Origin of the sequence: Rhodococcus sp. 2G, from assembly GCF_001886355.1 — a bacterium.
GTDB classification, from domain to species: Bacteria; Actinomycetota; Actinomycetes; order Mycobacteriales; family Mycobacteriaceae; genus Rhodococcus; species Rhodococcus pyridinivorans.
Genome location: NZ_CP018063.1, coordinates 3,947,169 through 3,965,808 on the forward strand (window position 1 = coordinate 3,947,169; position 18,640 = coordinate 3,965,808).

21 protein-coding genes are annotated in these 18,640 nt (G+C 69.5%); 18 read left to right on the forward strand and 3 right to left on the reverse strand.

The features are described from left to right. Positions 1-73: 73 nt before the first annotated feature. The 5 genes from BO226_RS18530 to BO226_RS18550 all read left to right on the forward strand — a co-directional run bounded on the left by BO226_RS18530 (position 74) and on the right by BO226_RS18550 (position 4,392). Complete coding sequence (locus tag BO226_RS18530; RefSeq protein ID WP_064256871.1) at positions 74-772, forward strand: TMEM165/GDT1 family protein; 699 nt, start codon at positions 74-76, stop codon at positions 770-772. Positions 773-850: 78 nt separating this feature from the next. After that, entirely contained in the window at positions 851-1,354 is a 504-nt protein-coding gene (locus BO226_RS18535) for a MarR family winged helix-turn-helix transcriptional regulator (RefSeq protein ID WP_006553392.1), read from the forward strand. Then, positions 1,351-2,598, forward strand: a complete 1,248-nt coding sequence (locus BO226_RS18540; RefSeq protein WP_197481878.1) for an MFS transporter — start codon at positions 1,351-1,353, stop codon at positions 2,596-2,598. Before BO226_RS18535 ends, BO226_RS18540 begins: the two co-directional genes overlap by 4 nt. Before the next feature lie 130 nt (positions 2,599-2,728). Continuing rightward, positions 2,729-3,496 carry an SDR family NAD(P)-dependent oxidoreductase gene (locus tag BO226_RS18545; protein ID WP_006553390.1) on the forward strand — a complete coding sequence of 256 codons (768 nt, stop codon included), beginning with the start codon at positions 2,729-2,731 and terminating at the stop codon, positions 3,494-3,496. Between the two features lie 86 nt (positions 3,497-3,582). Beyond that, positions 3,583-4,392, forward strand: coding sequence for an alpha/beta hydrolase (locus BO226_RS18550; RefSeq protein WP_064256873.1), 810 nt, complete (start codon positions 3,583-3,585; stop codon positions 4,390-4,392). Here BO226_RS18550 and BO226_RS18555 read toward each other — a convergent pair. Both BO226_RS18555 and BO226_RS18560 read right to left on the reverse strand, forming a co-directional pair. Beyond that, positions 4,376-5,134, reverse strand: a complete 759-nt coding sequence (locus BO226_RS18555) for an IclR family transcriptional regulator (RefSeq protein ID WP_064256874.1) — start codon at positions 5,132-5,134, stop codon at positions 4,376-4,378. The two genes, BO226_RS18550 and BO226_RS18555, sit on opposite strands and share 17 nt — an antisense overlap. Continuing rightward, positions 5,131-6,645 (reverse strand): APC family permease, encoded by a 1,515-nt coding sequence (locus BO226_RS18560; RefSeq protein WP_064256875.1) that lies wholly within the window; start codon positions 6,643-6,645, stop codon positions 5,131-5,133. Before BO226_RS18560 ends, BO226_RS18555 begins: the two co-directional genes overlap by 4 nt. A 354-nt stretch (positions 6,646-6,999) precedes the next feature. Between BO226_RS18560 and BO226_RS18565 the strand changes: the two genes are divergently transcribed. From BO226_RS18565 to BO226_RS18600, 8 genes are all read left to right on the forward strand, one after another. Next, complete coding sequence (locus BO226_RS18565; protein ID WP_033097895.1) at positions 7,000-7,581, forward strand: MauE/DoxX family redox-associated membrane protein; 582 nt, start codon at positions 7,000-7,002, stop codon at positions 7,579-7,581. 21 nt (positions 7,582-7,602) lie between these two features. Then, entirely contained in the window at positions 7,603-8,217 is a 615-nt protein-coding gene (locus BO226_RS18570) for a redoxin domain-containing protein (RefSeq protein WP_006553384.1), read from the forward strand. A gap of 102 nt (positions 8,218-8,319) precedes the next feature. Continuing rightward, positions 8,320-8,988, forward strand: a complete 669-nt coding sequence (locus BO226_RS18575) for a methylamine dehydrogenase light chain (RefSeq protein ID WP_033097867.1) — start codon at positions 8,320-8,322, stop codon at positions 8,986-8,988. Further along, a complete protein-coding gene (locus BO226_RS18580; protein ID WP_064256876.1) occupies positions 8,985-10,286 on the forward strand; it encodes a hypothetical protein in 1,302 nt (433 codons plus the stop codon). The genes BO226_RS18575 and BO226_RS18580 overlap by 4 nt, the downstream gene beginning before the upstream one ends. After that, positions 10,283-11,875, forward strand: coding sequence for a multicopper oxidase family protein (locus tag BO226_RS18585; protein WP_064256877.1), 1,593 nt, complete (start codon positions 10,283-10,285; stop codon positions 11,873-11,875). Before BO226_RS18580 ends, BO226_RS18585 begins: the two co-directional genes overlap by 4 nt. Positions 11,876-11,884: 9 nt before the next feature. After that, complete coding sequence (locus BO226_RS18590) at positions 11,885-12,226, forward strand: cupredoxin domain-containing protein (protein WP_006553380.1); 342 nt, start codon at positions 11,885-11,887, stop codon at positions 12,224-12,226. Beyond that, positions 12,223-12,546 carry a cupredoxin domain-containing protein gene (locus tag BO226_RS18595; protein WP_082921077.1) on the forward strand — a complete coding sequence of 108 codons (324 nt, stop codon included), beginning with the start codon at positions 12,223-12,225 and terminating at the stop codon, positions 12,544-12,546. Before BO226_RS18590 ends, BO226_RS18595 begins: the two co-directional genes overlap by 4 nt. 60 nt (positions 12,547-12,606) lie before the next feature. Further along, the gene (locus tag BO226_RS18600) at positions 12,607-13,458 is read left to right on the forward strand and encodes a hypothetical protein (RefSeq protein ID WP_064256879.1); all 852 of its coding nucleotides are present in this window, start codon (positions 12,607-12,609) and stop codon (positions 13,456-13,458) included. A gap of 61 nt (positions 13,459-13,519) precedes the next feature. On the opposite strand, the gene BO226_RS18605 is transcribed toward BO226_RS18600, so the two are convergent. Then, positions 13,520-15,097 (reverse strand): TM0106 family RecB-like putative nuclease, encoded by a 1,578-nt coding sequence (locus BO226_RS18605; protein WP_064256880.1) that lies wholly within the window; start codon positions 15,095-15,097, stop codon positions 13,520-13,522. Between the two features lie 149 nt (positions 15,098-15,246). On the opposite strand from BO226_RS18605, the gene BO226_RS18610 reads away from it, so the two are divergent. From BO226_RS18610 to BO226_RS18630, 5 genes are read left to right on the forward strand one after another with little or no spacing between them, the layout of a single operon-like run. Next, positions 15,247-15,930, forward strand: a complete 684-nt coding sequence (locus BO226_RS18610) for a DUF6474 family protein (RefSeq protein WP_071935896.1) — start codon at positions 15,247-15,249, stop codon at positions 15,928-15,930. Between the two features lie 35 nt (positions 15,931-15,965). After that, positions 15,966-16,457 carry a hypothetical protein gene (locus BO226_RS18615; protein WP_024102630.1) on the forward strand — a complete coding sequence of 164 codons (492 nt, stop codon included), beginning with the start codon at positions 15,966-15,968 and terminating at the stop codon, positions 16,455-16,457. A 34-nt stretch (positions 16,458-16,491) separates the two neighbouring features. Continuing rightward, complete coding sequence (locus BO226_RS18620) at positions 16,492-17,163, forward strand: YcnI family copper-binding membrane protein (RefSeq protein ID WP_006553374.1); 672 nt, start codon at positions 16,492-16,494, stop codon at positions 17,161-17,163. Beyond that, on the forward strand, positions 17,160-17,693 hold the full coding sequence (locus BO226_RS18625; RefSeq protein ID WP_064256882.1) for a copper resistance CopC family protein: 534 nt from the start codon (positions 17,160-17,162) through the stop codon (positions 17,691-17,693). The genes BO226_RS18620 and BO226_RS18625 overlap by 4 nt, the downstream gene beginning before the upstream one ends. Positions 17,694-17,698: 5 nt before the next feature. Further along, a complete protein-coding gene (locus BO226_RS18630; protein ID WP_064256883.1) occupies positions 17,699-18,637 on the forward strand; it encodes a copper resistance D family protein in 939 nt (312 codons plus the stop codon). Positions 18,638-18,640 lie beyond the last annotated feature (3 nt).

Below are 18,640 nucleotides of genomic sequence, written 5' to 3' on the forward strand. Positions count from 1 at the left end.
GGCCGCTGGTCGCACCGTGCGTCCGGCGTCCGGAGGAAGCCCCGTTTCCTCCACACGAAAGGAGGAAACGCATATGTGGTCCGCGCTCGTCCTGTCCTTCGCAGTCGTCTTCGTCGCCGAACTCGGCGACAAATCCCAGCTCATGGCGATGACCTTCGCCCTGCGGTATCGCTGGTGGGTCGTCCTGTCGGGGATCCTGTTCGCGACCACCGCGGTGCACCTCGTGTCGGTGGCTGTCGGGCACTATCTGGGTGTCGCGATCCCCGCGACCGCCATCTCCATCGTCGGCGGCATCGCCTTCCTGATCTTCGGCGCGTGGACGCTGCGCGGCGACTCCCTCGACGACGACGAGCAATCCAAGGCCGGACGCGTCGCGCGCTCTGCCTTCCTCGCCGTGACCTCGGCGTTCTTCCTCGCCGAACTCGGCGACAAGACGATGCTCGCGACCATCACGCTCGCGACCGACAACAACTGGGCCGGGGTGTGGATCGGGTCCACCGTCGGCATGGTCGCCGCCGACGCGCTGGCCATCGTCATCGGTGCCGTGTTCGGCCGGCATCTTCCCGACAACGCCATTCGCTACGGTGCTTCCGCCCTGTTCTTCGGCTTCGGCGCGTGGATGCTCGGCGACGGCCTGTTCCCGGCGACCGGCGTCGTCGGACCGATCGCCGGCGCGGTGGCCCTGCTGCTGTCCGTCGCCGCGATGGTGGTCGTCCGCCGGCGCGCCCGCCGTATCACGGAGGACGAGGCCCCGGCGCTCATGCGTCCCTGATCACCGTTCCGAACAGTGTCTTTCCACTCTGCACAGGAGTATGCTTGCCGATAGGCAAATAAATTCGGAGGTGGTTCCATGTCTGAACTCACGGACAGCACCCCTCGATCCGAAACTCCTCCGTTCGACGCGGAAGACGTCCATCGTCTGCGTATCGCGATCGGACGGATCTCCCGCCGCATGGGCATGTTCGCCTCGGAGGAAGGGCTGACGCGTTCGCAGTCGACCCTCCTCACGACCGTCGCCCGCCACGAGACGATCGGAGTCCGCGACCTCGCGGAGATCGAAGGGCTCAACCCCACCATGTGTTCGCGCATGGTGGGCAAACTCGAAGATGCCGGGTTGCTCACCCGGTCCCCCGACACCGACGACAAGCGTGTCGTCCGCGTCCACATCACTCCCGCCGGTGCCGCACTCTCGGCGGAACTGCGCGACCGCCGCACCGCCCTGTTCGCCCGTCACCTCACCGAACTGAGCGACCGGCACCTCGAAGCTCTGCACGACGCACTGCCCGCCCTCGAGGCACTCTCGCAGCGCGTCGCCGATTCACCGCGCCCCTCCGCCGAGAGGGGTCGCCCGTGACAATGCTCGCCGACATCAGAGGACAGACCTTCGCCGCCCTGCGCGGCCCCAACTTCCGCCTCTACATCAGCGGCCAGGCCGTCTCGCTCATCGGCACGTGGATGCAGACGGTCGCGCAGTCGTGGCTCGTCCTGCAGCTCACCGGCTCCGCGACCGCCATCGGCATCGTGCTCGCACTGCAGACCGTGCCGATGCTGCTGCTCGGCCCCTACGGCGGCGTGGTCGCCGACCGCTCCGACAAACGCCGGCTCATGATCGGGTTGCAGACCCTCATGGGTGTGCAGGCCCTGATCCTGGGGCTGCTCGTCGTCACCGACACGATCGCCCTGTGGCACGTCTACGTCCTGGCGGTCGCGCTCGGCCTCAACCAGTGCTTCGAGAACCCCGCCCGACAGTCGTTCATGCTCGAACTGGTCGGTCCGGAGGATCTGCGGAACGCCGTGAGCCTGCAGTCGGTCCTCGCCTCGTGCTCCCGCATGATCGGCCCGGCCGTCGCCGGCCTGGTCATCGCCGCGGGCGGACTCGGCGTGTGCTTCCTGCTCAACGCCGCGAGCTTCGTTGCCGTCGTCACCTCCTTGCTGCGACTCGACGTCTCCCGGCTCCAGCGCTCCCCCGCCGCCGCCCGCGCGAAGGGACAGCTGCGTGAGGGTTTCGCCTACGTCCGCAGCACGCCCGACCTGGCCGTCCCGCTGTCGATGATGGCGCTCGTCGGATGTCTGGCCTTCGAGTTCCAGGTGGTTCTGCCGGTCCTGGCCGACCACACCTTCGCTGCCGGTGCCGGGGCCTACGGCTTCCTCACCGCCGCGATGGGCGCCGGATCGGTGGTGGGGGGCCTCGCCGTCGCCACCTGGGGTCGCACCGGAACCCGGCCGCTGATCCTCACCTCCCTCGCGTTCGGCATCGCCATGGCGGTCGCCGCCGCGGCCCCGAACCTGACCACGCTCATCGTGCTCATGGTGATCGTGGGCGCACTGAGCGTGACGTTCACGTCCACCACCAACAGTTCGCTGCAACTCGCCTCCGCGCCGACGATGCGCGGACGGGTGATGGCCCTGTGGTCGGTCGCCTTCCTCGGCTCCACGGCCATCGGCGGTCCCATCGCCGGATGGGTCTGCGAGCAGTGGGGTGGCCGGGCCGGATTGCTGCTCGGTGCCGTCGTGTGTCTCGTCGCCGCGGCGATGGGAGTCGTCGCACTGCGCCGCCGGACCGCGACCCCCGCGGAACCCGCGGCCGTGACCGGTTAGGGTTCGTGACGAACGACACTCACACGCCGTAGGGCTCTGTGAGAGAACCCGACGGAGTCGGACTCGGTGCCAACGAGCCCGAACCCGTCGGGTTCACGCAGCCCTCGGCTCGGGACAGGAGATACGAACAGTGGAGATTCAGGGATCCGCCGCACTGGTGACCGGCGCCGCATCCGGTCTCGGCGCCGCAACCGCACGCCGTCTCGCCGACGCCGGAGCCACCGTCTTCGGCCTCGACCTGCAGCAGTCCATCGACCGCGTCGGCGATGCCGCACCCGCGGGTGTCACGCTCCTCGCCACCGACGTGACCAGCGGCGACGAGGTGCAGGCCGCCGTCGACCGCATCGTCGAGTCGGGTGTTCCGCTGCGCATCGTCGTCAACTGCGCCGGTGTCGGCTGGGCCGGCCGCATCCTGTCGAAGAACGGCCCGCACGACCTCGAGCTGTTCCGCACGGTCATCACCGTCAACCTGCTCGGCACCTTCAACGTCATGCGCCTCGCGGCCGACGCGATCTCCAAGACCGAGACGGTCGACGAGTCGGGTCAGCGCGGCGTCGTCATCAACACCGCCTCGGTGGCGGCGTTCGAGGGCCAGATCGGTCAGATCGCGTACTCCGCGTCGAAGGGTGGCGTGCACGGCATGACCGTCCCCGCCGCACGCGACCTCGCGCAGTTCGGCATCCGCGTCAACACCATCGCCCCCGGCATCGTCGACACCCCGATGCTCGCCGGTGTCACCGAGGAGTACCGCAAGGGCCTCGAGGCCGGTGTGCCGTTCCCGTCGCGGCTCGCCCAGCCCGCCGAGTACGCGCAGCTCGCGCAGATGATCGTCGAGCACGACTACCTCAACGGTGAGACCATCCGCATGGACGGCGCGCTGCGCATGGCGCCGCGGTAACCCTTCCTCCGGTGACCCCGCCTCTTCCGTGCGCGTTTCCGGCAGTTCCGGCTGCCGGGAACGCGCACATGCGTTAGACCGGACCCATGCGGATCGTTCTCGCCGTGGTGCTCGTCGTCGCGCTCGTCGGCGTCGCCGGGTGGGCGCTGCAACGACGCCTGATCTACCTGCCCGACAGCTCCACTCCCCCGTCCGCCGCGACCGTCCTGCCCGGTGCGGAGGACGTCGTGCTCACCACCTCCGACGGTCTCGCGCTCGACGCCTGGTTCGTGCCCGGTCGCGCTCCCGACGGCCCCGGAGCCGGCTTCACGGTTCTCCTCGCTCCCGGTAACGGCGGCAACCGACTCGGCCGCGTCGACACCGCCGCCGACCTCGCCGCGGCGGGTTTCTCGACGCTCCTGTTCGACTACCGCGGGTACGGCGGCAATCCCGGCTCCCCCACCGAGGAGGGTCTCGCCGCCGACGCCCGCGCGGCCCTCGAGCATCTCCGTTCACGCGACGACGTCGACCCCGCCCGGGTGCTGTACTTCGGGGAGAGCCTCGGCTGCGCCGTGGTCACCGCGCTCGCCGTCGACGAACCTCCCGCCGGAATGCTGCTGCGCTCGCCGTTCACCGATCTCGCCGCCGTGGCCCGGCACCACTATCCCTTCGTGCCCGCCGCACTGTTGAAGGACGAGTTCCCCGTCGCCGAACTCGTCGGCCACATCGACGTGCCGATCACGGTCGTCTACGGCACCGCCGACAGCATCGTCCCGCCGGCCCAGAGCTCGGCAGTCGCCGATGCCGCCCGGCTGTTGCACGAGCGGGTCGAGCTCGACGGTCTCGAACACAACGATCCGCCGATGTTCGGCGCGCCCGTGGTGGACGCCCTGATCCGGCTCAGAGCAGGCCTGTGAGCCTGGCGGAGCCGTCGACGAGGAATCTCACCAGATCGGGATCGGGTTGCACCTTCGCGGCCGACCCGTGCAGGTACAGGCCGCCGACGACGAAGGACGACGAGTCGCGGATCGGGACGGCCAGCGCCGCCCTGCCCAGCCGTGTCTCCTGGCACTCCTTCGCGTAACCGGACGAGATGATGTCGCGCAGCTCCCGCGCCAGCGACTCGCGCTCGCACATCGTGAACTCGGTGAGCCGGCGAAACTCGGCATCCGGACCCACTCCCGGCACGTGTGCCAGCATCAGCTTTCCGATGGCATTGGCGTGCAACGACTTCGACAGCGTGGCGATGGCGACGATCTCGTGGTCCGGATCCTGGTCGACGAAGCGGAGCCGGCTCCCGGCGAAGGACGCGACGTGCAATCCGAAACGCGTGCACCCCCGCAGGTCCTCCATCACGTCGTGGAGCGACTCGGACGGGGTGGATTCCGCTGCGGCCTGGGCGAGTTCGGCGGTGCGACGACCGAGCGCGAAGCCCGACAGGTCGGGGACACGCACGAGATAGCCGTCCGCGACGAGCAGGTTCAGCATCCGGTAGGCGGTGGCGGGAGGCACTCCGGCGAACGCGGCGATCTCCTTGGCGGTGGTGCCGGGACCGAGCTGTGCGACGGCCTCGAGCATCCCCAGCGCCTTCTGCACGGCGTGGGGTTGTCGTCCTCCGAAAGTAGTCTCGGAGGACCGGATGGGCACGTGGGCGGTCACATCCGCTCCTCCTGTGTGCCTCCCGTGACGATCCGCGGCCGCCCGTGCTCGTCGAGGACCAGTGTCCCCGCACCCGGCAGCAGATCCGTGGTCTCGACGGTGTCGAAGGCTCCGATCGTCGCGAGGCTCTGCGGGCGGAGCCGGCGCAGCACCGCGCGCCAGACGGGTCCCGACACCAGGAGCGCGACGAGCGCCACCGGCACGACGAGCAGCGAGTGCGTGACCCCGTCGACGGCCGTGGCCACCAGCAGACCACCACCGAGCAACGCGACGAACACCGCCGCGACCCGCGTCCACGTGGTGTCCTCACCGATGCGGTGCAGGAACCGCAGGGATGCCACCGCGACCAGCGTGTACGCCGCGACCAGCGCGACCTCGACGACACCGTCGAAGACGGACGAATCCGCTTCCGCCACCAGGGTGTACAGGACGGCACCCGCGACACTCACTGCGACGAACGTCGTCACCGCGAGGTAGGGGGTGCGCAGGGTGCCGTGTACGCGGGCCAGAGCGGACGGCAGCACCCGTTCGACACCCATCGAGTACAGGAGCCTCGAGCCTGCCTGTGCGCAGCCGAGTGTCGACGCGAACCACGAGCACGCCATGCCCGTCTTCACGGCGAGCACGACCGCCCACGACGCACCGGAGTCGACACCGTCGAAATACGCTCCGATGATGAGCGATCCGCGCCCGGTCAGCGAGGCGACGGCCGTGAAGACGAACAGCGCCCCGACGACGAGAGGGGTGATCAGCACCGTCCGGCTGACCGTGACGAGCGGCCGACGGGCCTCGGGCCCGAAGAACGCCGCGCTCTCGAATCCTGCCATGGACAGGACGGTCATGAGCGCCAGGAAGGGCAGCAGGCTCAGCGGTGAGACCGGCAGTTCGCTTGTCGTCGTTCCGCCCGCCGGCGCGACCAGCATCGTCGCGACGATCAGTACCAGCGAACACGTTTCGACGAGCAGGATCGCGCGGGTCGCGAACCGCACGCCGCGGATCGCGATCAGGGCGACGACCCCACCGAGCACCGCCGCCGTCACCAGCCACGGTCCCGTCCCCGGAAGATTCAGTCCCACAAGCTCACCGAGATCCAATACTGTGCGTGCTCCCTGGGCCAGCACGGAGATCGAGATGCCGAGATATCCGACGATGAGCGCCGTGCCCGTCACGAGCGCCGCGCGCGTACCGAGTCCCTGGAAGACGAAACTGTAGAGCGAACCCGCCGCGGCCAGGCGTCGCGTGAACTGCGTGATGCACCATGCGACCAGCACGACGACGCCGGTCGTCGCGGCGATGGTGAGCACACCCCCGAGTCCCGGAGCGCTCACGGTCATCCACAGGGCGATGAACACCATTCCGGTTGCGGGAGCGATCGTCGACAGCGACTGCCCGATCAGATCGAGCTGGGACAACTGCCGGCGGCCGAGCGCATGCAGGGGTGAGCGCACGTGATCCCCGGTGGGTTCCGCGTCCTGCGCGCGGTCGATCGCCGCCCGGAGTGCTGACGTCACGGCCGTGGTCCTTTCACTGGATTCGTCCGGACGCTAACCCCGTTCTGTTACAGCCGCATTACCTGCGCGAACACGACGTGCCGTCCAAGTGGGAATCCGCTCGCAGAGGCGATGCGAGGTGCATCACGCCACCGCCTTCCGCGCGGACTCGGGCGAACGCAAAACCCCACGTCGCCGGGCCCCGACGTCCCTGAATTCGAAGGCTCGCGTTCTCGTTCAGGGTGTCCCCGTTCGTTTCTCCGGCGTCGCACGCCCGACTCGAGACCGCAGCAGGATGTGTCCATCCCCACCTGCGAGGGATCCGCCGGGACCTCGACGAGGTCCCGAAGCGAAACGGAAGGAGTGGTCGCACACATGCTGTGGGTGCTGATCGCATCGATCGTCGGAGGCACGCTGTTGCTCGCCGGCATCCCCAAGACCCGGGACCGCCAGGGTCTGCTGCGCACGGTGCGCGGGTACAAGCTGCTGCCTGCGCCGCTCGAGGACGCGGTGTCGTTCGCGCTGCCGTGGGCCGAGATCGTCCTCGGTGCCGCGCTCATCACCGGCATCGCCGGACGATGGGCGGCCGCAGGCGCCGCACTGCTGTTCCTGTGCTTCTTCGGCGGCCTGACGATCAACCTTCTCCGAGGCCGTCGTGACCTCGACTGCGGCTGTTTCGCATTCGGTTCCCACGACATCCCGCGGATCGGGTGGTTCCACGCGGTGCGGGCCGGTGCGTTCGTGCTCGTCTCCGCAGCCCTGGCCCTCGTTCCCGCCGGCGCACCGTCGCTCGCCGAGCACCTCCTCGCCGTCGCGCTCGCCGCACTGGTGCTGGTCGTGGTCGTCACCGCGGTGCAGTTGCGGTCGATCGTGCATCCGGGCCGACGCCCGGTCGACGACCACCTGACGAAGGCCTCGATCGAACTTCGTGCCGCCTCGACCCTCTCGCGGTACTGACACATCCGAACGGAGAAATCTGTGAACACCTTCCTGCTGATCGCGGTCATCGTGCTGGCCGTCGCCGTCGCGGCACTGTTCCTCATGCTGCTCGCCCTCGCCCGCGAGATCGGGCGCGTGCAGGTGCGTCTCGGCCCCCTCGGCGCCCGGATGATGGACACCGGCCCGAAGATCGATCAGGTCGCTCCGAGCTTCCGCGGCCTGCAGGACCACCTCGGCCGCGAGGTCGGCGTCGGTGGCCACCGCGACAAGGCGCAGCTGCTGCTGTTCACCGCGCCGTCGTGCTCGACCTGCAAGAGCCTGCTGCCCGGCGTCAAGGCGATGGCGAAGGCGGAGAAGGACCTCGAGGTCGTCATCATCTCCGACGGCACGCCCGAGGAGCACCAGAGTTTCCTTGCCGGTTCGGGTATCGGTGCCGAGCTCAGCTACGTCGACGCCCGCGATGTGGGCATCGCCTACCAGGTGGGCACCACTCCGTACGGCGTGATCCTCGACGAGCACGGCAAGATCCAGGCCAAGGGCCTGTGCAACCACATGGCGCAGGTCGAATCCCTCCTCAACGCACTCGAATCCGGCACGCCCTCGCTGCAGCACCTGCACGAGGCAGCCAAGACTCGCGCCGCAGCCGGTCTGTGATCTGCGAGCGCCGACCGCCCCGTCGGTACGGGCGGAATCTCATCCCCTTCTCGAGATCGGAGTACGTCGTTGGACCTCAGACCCTCATCCGGGGAACCGGAGATGCACGAGAATCGATATCCGGTGGACGAAGCCACCGTCAAGGAACAAGCCGAATGGATGGCCGGCCGCGGCGGATCCTTCATCGGCCGCACCGGCCGCAGGATGTCCGAGCGGGTCTCCCGCCGTTCGGTGATCAGCAAGATCGGCCGGTGGACCATGGGTGTTTCCGGTGTGGCACTGATCAGTTCGCTGCCCGTCACCCGCACTGCGCTGGCGCAGGAGCCGCCGGCTCCGACCCCCGCCGAACCCGAACCGCTCGTTCCGGTCTACGACGGCAAGGACCCCGCCGAGTGCGAGTACTGGCGCTGGTGCAACATGGACGGCACCTCGTGCGCGGCCTGTAACGGCGGCGGTGTCACCACCTGTGCGCCGGGAAGCCGTCCCGGAGCGGAGTTCTGGGTTGGATGCTGCACGCATCCCGACACCGGTAAGACCTACCTGATCGCCTACTACGACTGCTGTGGTGCACCGTCGTGCTCGAACGCCTTCTGCGGTGAACCCGACATGCAGGCCATCATGTACAACCCGGTCTCGGGCAGCTTCGACCAGGAGATCATCTGGTGCGTGTCCGACGAATCCCAGTCGTACACCTGCACGATGGCACCGATCATCGGTGAGGACTGCCAGACCCGTCCCGCCGCACGACCGAAGGTGGGCGCCGGATCATGAAGCGCACCCAACGGGCGGTCGCCGCGACCGTCCCGCTCGCTCTCGCACTGTCCCTCGCGGCGTGCTCGAGCGACGACGACTCCTCCTCCGCGGCGGGCGAGGTCACCTACCCGACCGTCCCCTACACCACTCCCGGTGAGGGCATCTCCCTCGGTCACGACGATCAGGAGATCGGCGACACCATCCCGGAACCCGTGCATGTCTCGGAGATCCAGCCCGCGAGCGAGAACGACCTGCTTGCGGTCCTCCGGACTCCGGGCGGGCTCGAGATCGGTGTGAACGTCCTCGACCCGGTCACCGGTGTCGCGGGCAGTCGCATCGTCGTGGGTCCCGGCATCTGGGATCCGGTCATCCACGGGTTCGTCGGCGAGAGTTCCTCGGACCCAGCGGTTCTCGCCGCCGAAGTGTGGCGGCCGCGCGGTTCGCGCGGCCAGGCGGACTTCACCGTCACCACCTACTCGGGCGACCTGCTCGAGCCGGACGAGATCGAACTGCCCGACTACGCCCGCGCGCACTCGCGTCCCGGGTCCAGTGCCGTCACCTCGGACGGGAAGTACTTCGTGACGTGGGACGACGGCCTGTACGGCGTCCGCGTCGTCGATCTCGAGGCCGGCAAGGAGAGCGGCGCGCTGCAGATCATCGGGTGCGGTCCGTTCACCTGGCTCGTCGACCACGAGCTCTACAGCGTGTGCGAGGACACCCGCGAGCTGATCCAGATCTCCATCGACGATGCCGGTGTCCCCACCGAGACGGCGCGCACGAAGGTGCTGCCCGACGACTTCGTCAGCAACCGCAAGGTGACCTGGGCCGCGGACGCGAAGAAGGCACTGCTCGTCGGCGCGACCGGCGACGTCTTCGTCTTCGACTTCTCGAACGGTCTGCCGGAGGATCCCGTCGCTCCCATCGGGAACGCCGGACAGGACGGCGGCCGCTTCGCGGAGAACGCCATCAACAACACCGGCGACCGGATCGCGATCGAGTACACCGACAGCGAGATCCATCCGCACTCCGCGCGCGGTGGCGACATCGTCACGATCGAGCTGTTCGACGCGACCGGCCTCGCTCCGATCCGCACCCTCGATCTCGCGGCACTGGGGATGACGGACATCGCGTCCATGGCCTTCTCCGTGGACGGATCGATCCTGTATGTGGTCGGTTCGGGCCCCGAGGTCGACGGCGAGTCGGCCCAGCGCATCGTCGGTGTCTCGGCGAGCGACGGCACCGAGGTCAGTGCCGCCGAGGTCACCGGCACCGTCGACGACATCCGTTCGCTCCTGACCCCGCAGGTGATCCGATGACACGACCCGGTTCCGGGCTCGTGCTCGCTCGCCGACGCTTCCTCCGCCTGGGCACCCTCGGTGTCGGGGCGGTGGGGCTCGGCGCGCTCGGGTTCGGTGCCACCGCCTGCAGCTCCGGTACGTCCGGACAGCAGGCGGTCGCCACCGAGCTCGACTACATCCGTCCCACCGATCCCGAGGTGGCCGCGGCCGAGGCGGCCCGCGCCACCTCGGGGGCGACGGCCGCCTTCGCGCTCGCTGCGGGTGTGGGCGCCGTGGACCTCGGTGGGCGGATCGTGAACACGTGGACCTACGGCGGGGCCGCCGTCGCACCCGAGCTGCGGTTGTCGAAGGGCGACCGGGTGCGGGTGTCGGTGGACAACGGGCTTCCGCAGGAGACCACGCTGCACTGGCACGGCATCCGGATCCGCAACGACATGGACGGTGCGGCTCCGGTCACGCAGGAACCGATCGGCGCCGACGGTGGGCGGTTCGAATACGACTTCGTCGCACCCGATCCGGGCACCTACTGGTACCACTCGCACAGCGGACTGCAGGCCGACCGTGGTCTGTTCGGGGCCATGATCATCGAGGACCCGAACGACGCCACCGGCGCGGACGCCGACGCGGTGCTCGTGCTCGACGACTGGGTCGACGGTCTGGGCACCACCCCCGACGCGGTCCTGGCCGCGCTCAACCCGCAGGTCGCCGGGGACGGTCATGCCGGGCACGGCTCGGGGCCGGCCGAGTACACGGACGCCGATGCCTCGGTGGCGCAACAGATCACGTCGGCAGGCCACGGGGACTCCGTCCCGCTCGGCGGCATGACCCAGCACATCGCGTACCGGCTGCACCTGATCAACGGGCGTCCGCCGAACGATCCCGCCGTGGTGGAAGCCGCTGCGGGGCAACGGTTGCGTCTGCGGGTCATCAATGCGGCCGCGGAGACGCCCTACCGTTTCGCCGTGGCCGGTCACGAACTGACCGTCGTCGCCGTGGATGGTTTCGATGTGCAGCCGACGACCGCCGACACCGTGATCCTCGGCATGGCGCAGCGGGTGGACGTGCTCGTCACGGTGCGTTCCGGTGCGTGGCCGATCGTGGCGAAGGTCGAGGGTCGCGGGGGTTACGCGTCGACCGTGCTGCGGTCCCACGACGCGGTTGCGATGTCGAACCCCGATGTGGGAGGGGATATCCCGGAGCTGAACGGCCGACTCGTACCCGAGAGCGACCTGCGGCCCGCCGAATCGGTGCTGCTCGAGAAGCGGGACGTCGACCGCGACTACCGCGTCGAGCTGATCCAGGCCGGCGACCGCTACGTGTGGGGCATGGCCGGCCCCGACGCCGGCCGACTGGTGATGAAGGAGGGTGAACGGATCCGGATCACGATGGTCAACTCGTCGCCGATGTGGCATCCCATGCACACCCACGGCCACACCTTTGCCGTACCGGGTTACGGCGGTCTGCGACGCGACACCGTCAACGTGCTTCCGGGGACCGAACTCGCCATCGAGTTCGACGCGGACAATCCGGGCGAGTGGATGTTCCACTGTCACAACGCCTATCACTTCGAGGCAGGAATGACCGCGAATCTGCGGTACATCCGGTGAGGACGAGATATGAAGAAGTTTCTTTCCGCGGTCGCGGGCACGACACTCGCGATGGGACTGCTGACCGGATGCGGCAGTGCGGACGCCGACGAACCCGCGGTCGTCATCGAGGTCTCCAACATGTCGTACAGCCCCGCATCGGTCACCATCGAGAAGGGCCAGACCGTGCAGTGGCACTTCGACGACTCGGGACTGCCGCACGATGTGGCGGGCGACGGACCGCTCGAAGGTGACCTGAAGAGCGAACTGCTCACCGAGGGCACCTACGAGTACACCTTCGACGAGGCCGGCACGTTCACCTACCACTGCACGCCGCACCCCGCGATGGTCGGCACGATCATCGTCGAATGATGCGGATCCGGTGGGGGGTGGCCGCGTTCGCGATGCTGGCCGCGACCTGGTGTGCCGGCTCCCCCACCGGGCCGGACGCGGAGATCGTCGTGCGCGACGTGCACTTCGCGCCGGTGGACGTGACCGTACCGGTGGGCGGCACCGTCCGGTGGACGTTCGACGACGGCGGGGTCCTGCACCACGTCGGATCGGAGGGCGAGTTCGACAGCGGCATCACCCCCGAAGGGAGCTTCGAGCACACCTTCACGACGCCGGGCGTCTACGAGTACCACTGCTCGGTCCACCGGTACATGACCGGAACCGTCACCGTGACCGGGTGACGGACAACGCCGTCCGCCGTCCGGTCGTATCCGTAAGCACCACAGCAAAGGAGCATCCCGATGACAGAAACACTCGTGCGTGAGCCTCTGGCTCACCCGCCCCTCGGAGTCGACGTACCGGAGATACGCCCGACGCTCGAGAGCGCCGTCGCGAAGAAGACCCGCGGCGGCCTGATCGCCGGTGCCGCGGTGGTCGGCGCCGCCGCCGGTCTCGTCGCGGCCGCCTCGACCCCGACGGCCATGACCGCCGCGGTGATCGCCACCGGCGCGGTGACCGCACTGGCCGCCAACTGGTCGACCTGCGGTATGTCGGTGGCCGGCGTGGTCGCCGCACCGAAGCAGCCGGGACGCCGTGGGTCGTCGACCCCGATCCGCCGGCTCGGCTGGCACGCCCTGGGATCGCTCGCGACGGGCATCCCCACCGGCGCGCTCTTCGGTGCGCTCGGCGCGCTCGTGACCGGCTCGGTGCCGTGGGCGTGGATGCTCGCGGCCTGGGGGGTGATCGCGCTCGGTTACGGCCTGCACGAGCTGGGCATGATCACCCTGCCGACGCCCATGCGGCGTCAGCAGCTCCCCCGCCACCTGCGGCGCACGATGGCGCCGTGGAAGGTGTCGCTGCTGTTCGGTGCGCTCATCGGCCCCGGCTTCATGATCTTCATCCGGTCCAGCGCGTACTACCTGCTGGTCCTCGGCGTGATCGCCTCGGGTTCGCCGGTGCTCGGCGCCGCGATGTTCGCAACCGTCAGCCTCGGCCGCTGCATGCCGAGCGTACTGGCCATCCTGCACACCCACCGCGGGGGTTCGATGCCCGGCTTCCTGTCGGCGATGTGCGTCGTCGACCGTCGTGTCCAGACCCTCACCGGCGGTGTCCTCATCGCCCTGGCGGCCTTCGCTCTTGCCGCACTGGTCTGATCTCCCGTGCGTGGTTCCGGTGGCCGAGGCCGCCGGAACCACGCACGTGGCATGCTCTGCGCTACAGGTCCTCGACGAACGGGATGTCGAGCACCGCACGATCACTCATCCACTCGCGCAGGACCTTCGTGGCGATCACGTCGTCCTCGTTGTACTCGAGCAACCGCACACGCTGCGCCGGATCGGGCTCGCCCGCCATGCCCACGGCCTCGCGGTACCAGCTCATCGACGCCTCACCCCCGGCCTCGGCGTCGCGCCAGTGATGCCCCGCGATCGGTGCGATCTTCTTCAGCCCCTTGCCGTTCGGACACACGAACTGGTCGGTGACGGCCTGGAAGATGTCGACCCACTCGTTCGAACCGATGAACGCCTTGACCTCCGCGAGCTCCGGCACACCCGGGAAACCGTGGAACCGCCGCGCCGACGACAGCAACCACTTGTCCTCCGCCGACCGCGAATAGCAGTAGGCCGCAAAAGTCTTCCCGCGACGTTCGGCCGCGCGCCGCTGGTCCGACAGCCAGCGCCAGAACTCGGCGAACGAGCGTGCCTCGTCGTCGGTCGGCACGGGCTCCCACGTCGCGAACGGGATGTACTCGGAGGACGATCTCGAATTGAGCAGCGTGCCCCACAGATAGGCGCCGTGCTCGTGGTAGCTCTCCATATCGATGTCGACCTCGACGTCGGCGCGGTGGACGTGCACGTGCCGGTAGCGACGCACGAGCGGCGCACCGGCGATCCACGCCCGCGCCGTGACGATCGCGTCCTCGAACGAACCCTGCGGCCACGCTTCCGGTTCCCCGCCCTCCCACCGGGCGAGGCCCTCGATGGTGTGCACCTCGAGTTCGCGCAGCACGACGGCACGTTGCCCCGGCGCGACGAGCGACACATCCCGGGTGACGGTGAGTTCGGCGCGGCAGCGGTCCCACCACGGGCAGGTCTTGCACTCGCCGATCTGCGACGGCGCCGTCGGAGTGAGACCCCGCGCGATCTCGAGTCGGTCCGCCAGGCGGGCGTCGTAGTCGTCGAGGATCTGGTCGAGATCGTGCACGAGGATGCAGTCGCCGCCGTAGCCGATCGCGCCGGCGACCTTCGCGGGGCTCGCAAGTCCGTGACGTTCGAGCATCCGGTACAGGTGCGCGAGGCGCATCTGGTCGCGCACCTGACTGCGCACCTTGCGGGTCTCGTCGACAGCAGGTGCCCACGCGAACAGATCGGTGGTGAGCGCGCCGTGTCCGGGATCGGTGACCTTGTGGTTGACGACGATCACCGGGATGTAGCCGCCGTGTTCGGCGTCGCGCAGCAGGATCTCCGAGCGGCCGCGGCGTCCGGTGTCGGGTTCGCTCGGCAGCACCGCACCCCAGATGCGGTCGGCGCCCGCGCGGCACGCGTCGAGTGTGCGCTCGGCGCGCTGCGACATCGGTCCTTCGGGGGCGACGAGCACCCACCCGTCCGGGTCGGCGTCGAACAGCGTCTGGCGGATCGCCTCGCGATGCGCAGCCGCCGCCTCCTGGCGTTGCCGCGCACCCGGATTCTCGGGTGCACCTGCGAGTTCGTCGGGGAAGGTGGCGTCGAGATAGACCCGGTGGCGGCACCTCGTCAGCGCAGCGGCCTCGAGGGAGACGGCTGTGCGCTGTGACACTCCGCGTCGGGGCCGCGGTAGTTCTCCGGTTGCGTCCACGACATTCCAGGGTATTCCCTGCGCAGGCGACGGCTCGCAGCAGCACCGTCACGTTAGGCTGACGCGGGGCGCCGGAGCGTCGTGTCGTACCGAATGGAGGGTGCTGTTCGATGGGGTTGTTCACACGGAAGCGTCGCGCGACTCGCAGGGCGGAAGCGAAGGCGCTGAGGACCAAGGCGAAGATCGAGGCCAGACTGGTCGCGAAGAATCGGCTCGAGAACGACCGGCGGGCAGCGAAGGCCAAGGCGAAGATCGACAAGAAACTCGCGAAGTCGCAGGTCAAGCTCGACCAGGAACTCGCGAGGTCGCAAGCCAAGGTCGAGAAGGAACAGATCGCGACCCTCAAGGCACAGAAGAAGGCCGCCGAGAACCAGGGGCTCACCGCGGCGAAGGTGCGCCGTTATCTCGGCGTCGCGCGTCTGCTCGCGCCGGTGCTCGTCCCGATCGTCTACCAGGCCGTGACGGCGCTGCGCGGTCAGCTCGACTCGCGTCGCGCGCAGCAGCTCGGGGTGCCGATCGAGGAACTGGGTTCGTTCACCGGTCACGGTGCCCGGCTCAGTGCCCGCATCGCGGGTGCGGAGCAGGCGCTCGAGAAGGTCGAGCAGCGCAACCCCAAGGACGCGGAGACGCAGAAGTTCGCCACCGCGACCCGCGAACGCCTCACCGATCTGACCGCCGCCGTGCAGACGGCCGAGCAGATGCCGGCCGCGCGCCGGAAGTCGGCACACACGGCGATCTCGTCGGAACTCGACGGCATCGAAGCGGATCTGCTCGCGCGCCTCGGCGTGCGCTGACACGGCCTGCACATCAGGAACGAGCACGACCGACAGTGACCAGGTATCCGACCGTTCTCGGCACCACCGCGGGCATCGCCACCGCGGTGCTGGCGGTGGCCGCCCACGGCGCCGCCGGCGGTGGTGTGCCGACGGGACCGGTCGCGGTACTGCTGGTCGCGGTCGCGGCGATCGTCGGGATCCTCGGCGCGCACCAGCCGTCGCTGTCCCCGCTCGTGCTCCTCGCCGGTGGGCAGGCGGCCACGCACGTCGCGCTCACCGTGCTGGTGCCCGGTCACGAACACCTGTCGGTGTCCATGCTGGGCGCCCACATGCTCGCCGTCGCCGTGTGCGCGGTGCTGCTCACCGCCGCGGCCCACGTGTACGCGGCGTGCGGCACCGCGCTGCGGGTAGTGCTGCTGCGCGGCCCCCGGGTCGCCGCGCCCGCCGTGCTCGCCCCGACCTCGTCGACCGACCGGCTCGTGTGGGGACGTGCACCCCCGGCCATCTCGCGGAGAGGACCACCGCTCGCCACGGCTGCGCTGTGACGATCGATCCTCCAACCACGAGAAAGACCCATACATGTTCGAGTTCTCCCGTCGCGCCCTCGTGGGCGCGACAGCAACCGCTGCGCTGATGGTCGCGGGCGCCGGCATCGCTTCGGCCCACGTCACCGTCGTCGCACCCGGAGCCGAGCAGGGCGGTTACACCGTCCTGACCTTCCGGGTCCCCACCGAGTCCGAGACCGCCGGCACGACCGCCCTCACCGTCGAGCTTCCGGGGCTGCGCTCGGCGCGCACCGAGCCGCTGCCCGGCTGGACGGCGACCGTCGAGAAGGATCCCGAGTCGCAGCTCGCGACCTCCGTGACGTGGACCGCCGAACCGGACGTGCAGGTCGGGCCGGGACAGTTCCAGCAGTTCGTCCTGTCCGTCGGGCCGCTGCCCGAGGAGGACGAGATCGCCTTCCCCGCGATCCAGACCTACAGCGACGGCGAGGTCGTGGCGTGGGACGAGATCACGACCGGCGACGAGGAACCCGAACGTCCTGCCCCCAGCCTGACCCTCGCGGCGAGCAGCGGCGACGGGCACGGCGGCAGTGGTGACGCCCACGCCACCGAGACCGAGCAGACCGCCGGCGCGTCGGAGGACACCACCGACAGCACCGCGCGGTGGCTCGGCGGTATCGGCCTGGTGCTCGGTGCGCTCGGCGCCGCACTCGGCCTCGGCGCCGTGATCCGGGGGCGGCGAGCATGAAGCGCATCCTCGTTCTCCTCACCGCGTTGATCGCGGCGCTGACCCTGTCCGTCGGTTCCGCAGCCGCCCACTCGGTGGTGCTGTCGAGCTCGCCCGAGGACGGCGAGCAGATCGCCGAGGCACCCGATCGGGTGACCGTGACGTTCAACGAGAACCTGCAGGAGCAGTTCGCGGCTCTGACCGTCGTCGGGCCGGACGGCAACCTGTGGTCGAAGAGCGACCCGATCATCGAGGGTGCGAACGCATCCGTCGAACTAGACGGTCTCGGCCCCGTGGGCGAGTACACGATCGCCTACCGGGTGACCTCCGCCGACGGACATCCCATCAGCGGAACCCGCACCTTCACGCTCACCCAGGAGGGAACCGGCACGCCCGGTGAAGCGGCGTCCGGTGACACCGCGACCGGCGAGACCGGCGCGGAGTCGGGTGAGAGCGACAGCAGCGGACCTGCCGTGTGGTGGTTCGTCGTCGCAGGTGTCGTCGTGGTCGCCGCAGGTCTCGCCTTCGCGCTGCGCAAGCCGAAGGCCTGACCCGCATGATCCCGGAACGCCGGCAGTGGCTCGTCGTGGCCGCTGCCGGCGTTGCCTTCGGAACCGTCGCGGGCATCGCCGTGGCCGGTTCCCTCGCCCTGCCCGCCCCCTCGAGTTCGGTGCGGGCGATCGGGCTGTGTGTCGGCTCGACCGTGCTCGGACTCGCGGTCCTGGCCGTGATGGTGCAGCGGCAACGCCGTCCCGCGGTTTCCTCCGACACGCTGTGGCGGACGATCGCCACGCTCGGCGGTGTCTGGCTCATGCTCGCGAGCATCGACCTCGCCTGGGCCGCGTCCACCGCGGCCGATGTTCCCGCCGCGGACCTGGACGTGGGGCGGTTCGGGCAGTTCGTCGGCACCACCACGGGACGCGTGGATGCGGCGGCATGGGTGTGCATCGCCGCGATCGTCGTCGTCGCCGCTGTGGCGTACCGCCGGTCGGCGGCGTGGTCCACCCTGCCGGTGCTCGTCGCCGCGGCGCTCGCGTTGATCGCCCGGCCAGTCACCGGCCACATGGCGCAGCAACCGCTGGGGTCGCTGTTCAACGCCGTGCATGTGCTCGCGGCCGCGGTGTGGTTCGGGGTGCTCGTGGCGCTGGCCGTCACCGTGCGGGGCCGCGGAGCGTGGGCGGAACTGCTGCCGCGCTACTCGCAGCTGGCCCTGCGGTGCGTGGTGGCGTTGGTGATCACGGGCGTGGTCGACGCGGCGGTACGGCTCGGCTCGGTCTCCGCGCTGCTGGGCACCGGCTACGGACGCGTCGTGCTCGCGAAGGCGATCGTGCTGTGCGCCCTGCTGGGGCTCGCGTGGAACTGGCGGAGCAACTGGCTCCCCGCTGCCGCGTCCCACCGTCTCCCGGAGGAGGAGTCGCTGCGCAACGCCGTCCTCGAGGTGTGCGCGATGTCGGTGGCGCTCGGGCTCGCGGCCGGATTGGCGACCACCGGCTGAGCC

Bases quoted from the DNA above. Each gene is read 5' to 3' on its own strand.
- BO226_RS18530 (WP_064256871.1), top strand. From the start codon at position 74: ATGTGGTCCGCGCTCGTCCTGTCCTTCGCAGTCGTCTTCGTCGCCGAA.
- BO226_RS18535 (WP_006553392.1), top strand. From the start codon at position 851: ATGTCTGAACTCACGGACAGCACCCCTCGATCCGAAACTCCTCCGTTC.
- BO226_RS18550 (WP_064256873.1), top strand. From the start codon at position 3,583: ATGCGGATCGTTCTCGCCGTGGTGCTCGTCGTCGCGCTCGTCGGCGTC.
- BO226_RS18565 (WP_033097895.1), top strand. From the start codon at position 7,000: ATGCTGTGGGTGCTGATCGCATCGATCGTCGGAGGCACGCTGTTGCTC.
- BO226_RS18575 (WP_033097867.1), top strand. From the start codon at position 8,320: ATGCACGAGAATCGATATCCGGTGGACGAAGCCACCGTCAAGGAACAA.
- BO226_RS18580 (WP_064256876.1), top strand. From the start codon at position 8,985: ATGAAGCGCACCCAACGGGCGGTCGCCGCGACCGTCCCGCTCGCTCTC.
- BO226_RS18585 (WP_064256877.1), top strand. From the start codon at position 10,283: ATGACACGACCCGGTTCCGGGCTCGTGCTCGCTCGCCGACGCTTCCTC.
- BO226_RS18590 (WP_006553380.1), top strand. From the start codon at position 11,885: ATGAAGAAGTTTCTTTCCGCGGTCGCGGGCACGACACTCGCGATGGGA.
- BO226_RS18595 (WP_082921077.1), top strand. From the start codon at position 12,223: ATGATGCGGATCCGGTGGGGGGTGGCCGCGTTCGCGATGCTGGCCGCG.
- BO226_RS18600 (WP_064256879.1), top strand. From the start codon at position 12,607: ATGACAGAAACACTCGTGCGTGAGCCTCTGGCTCACCCGCCCCTCGGA.
- BO226_RS18610 (WP_071935896.1), top strand. From the start codon at position 15,247: ATGGGGTTGTTCACACGGAAGCGTCGCGCGACTCGCAGGGCGGAAGCG.
- BO226_RS18620 (WP_006553374.1), top strand. From the start codon at position 16,492: ATGTTCGAGTTCTCCCGTCGCGCCCTCGTGGGCGCGACAGCAACCGCT.
- BO226_RS18625 (WP_064256882.1), top strand. From the start codon at position 17,160: ATGAAGCGCATCCTCGTTCTCCTCACCGCGTTGATCGCGGCGCTGACC.
- BO226_RS18630 (WP_064256883.1), top strand. From the start codon at position 17,699: ATGATCCCGGAACGCCGGCAGTGGCTCGTCGTGGCCGCTGCCGGCGTT.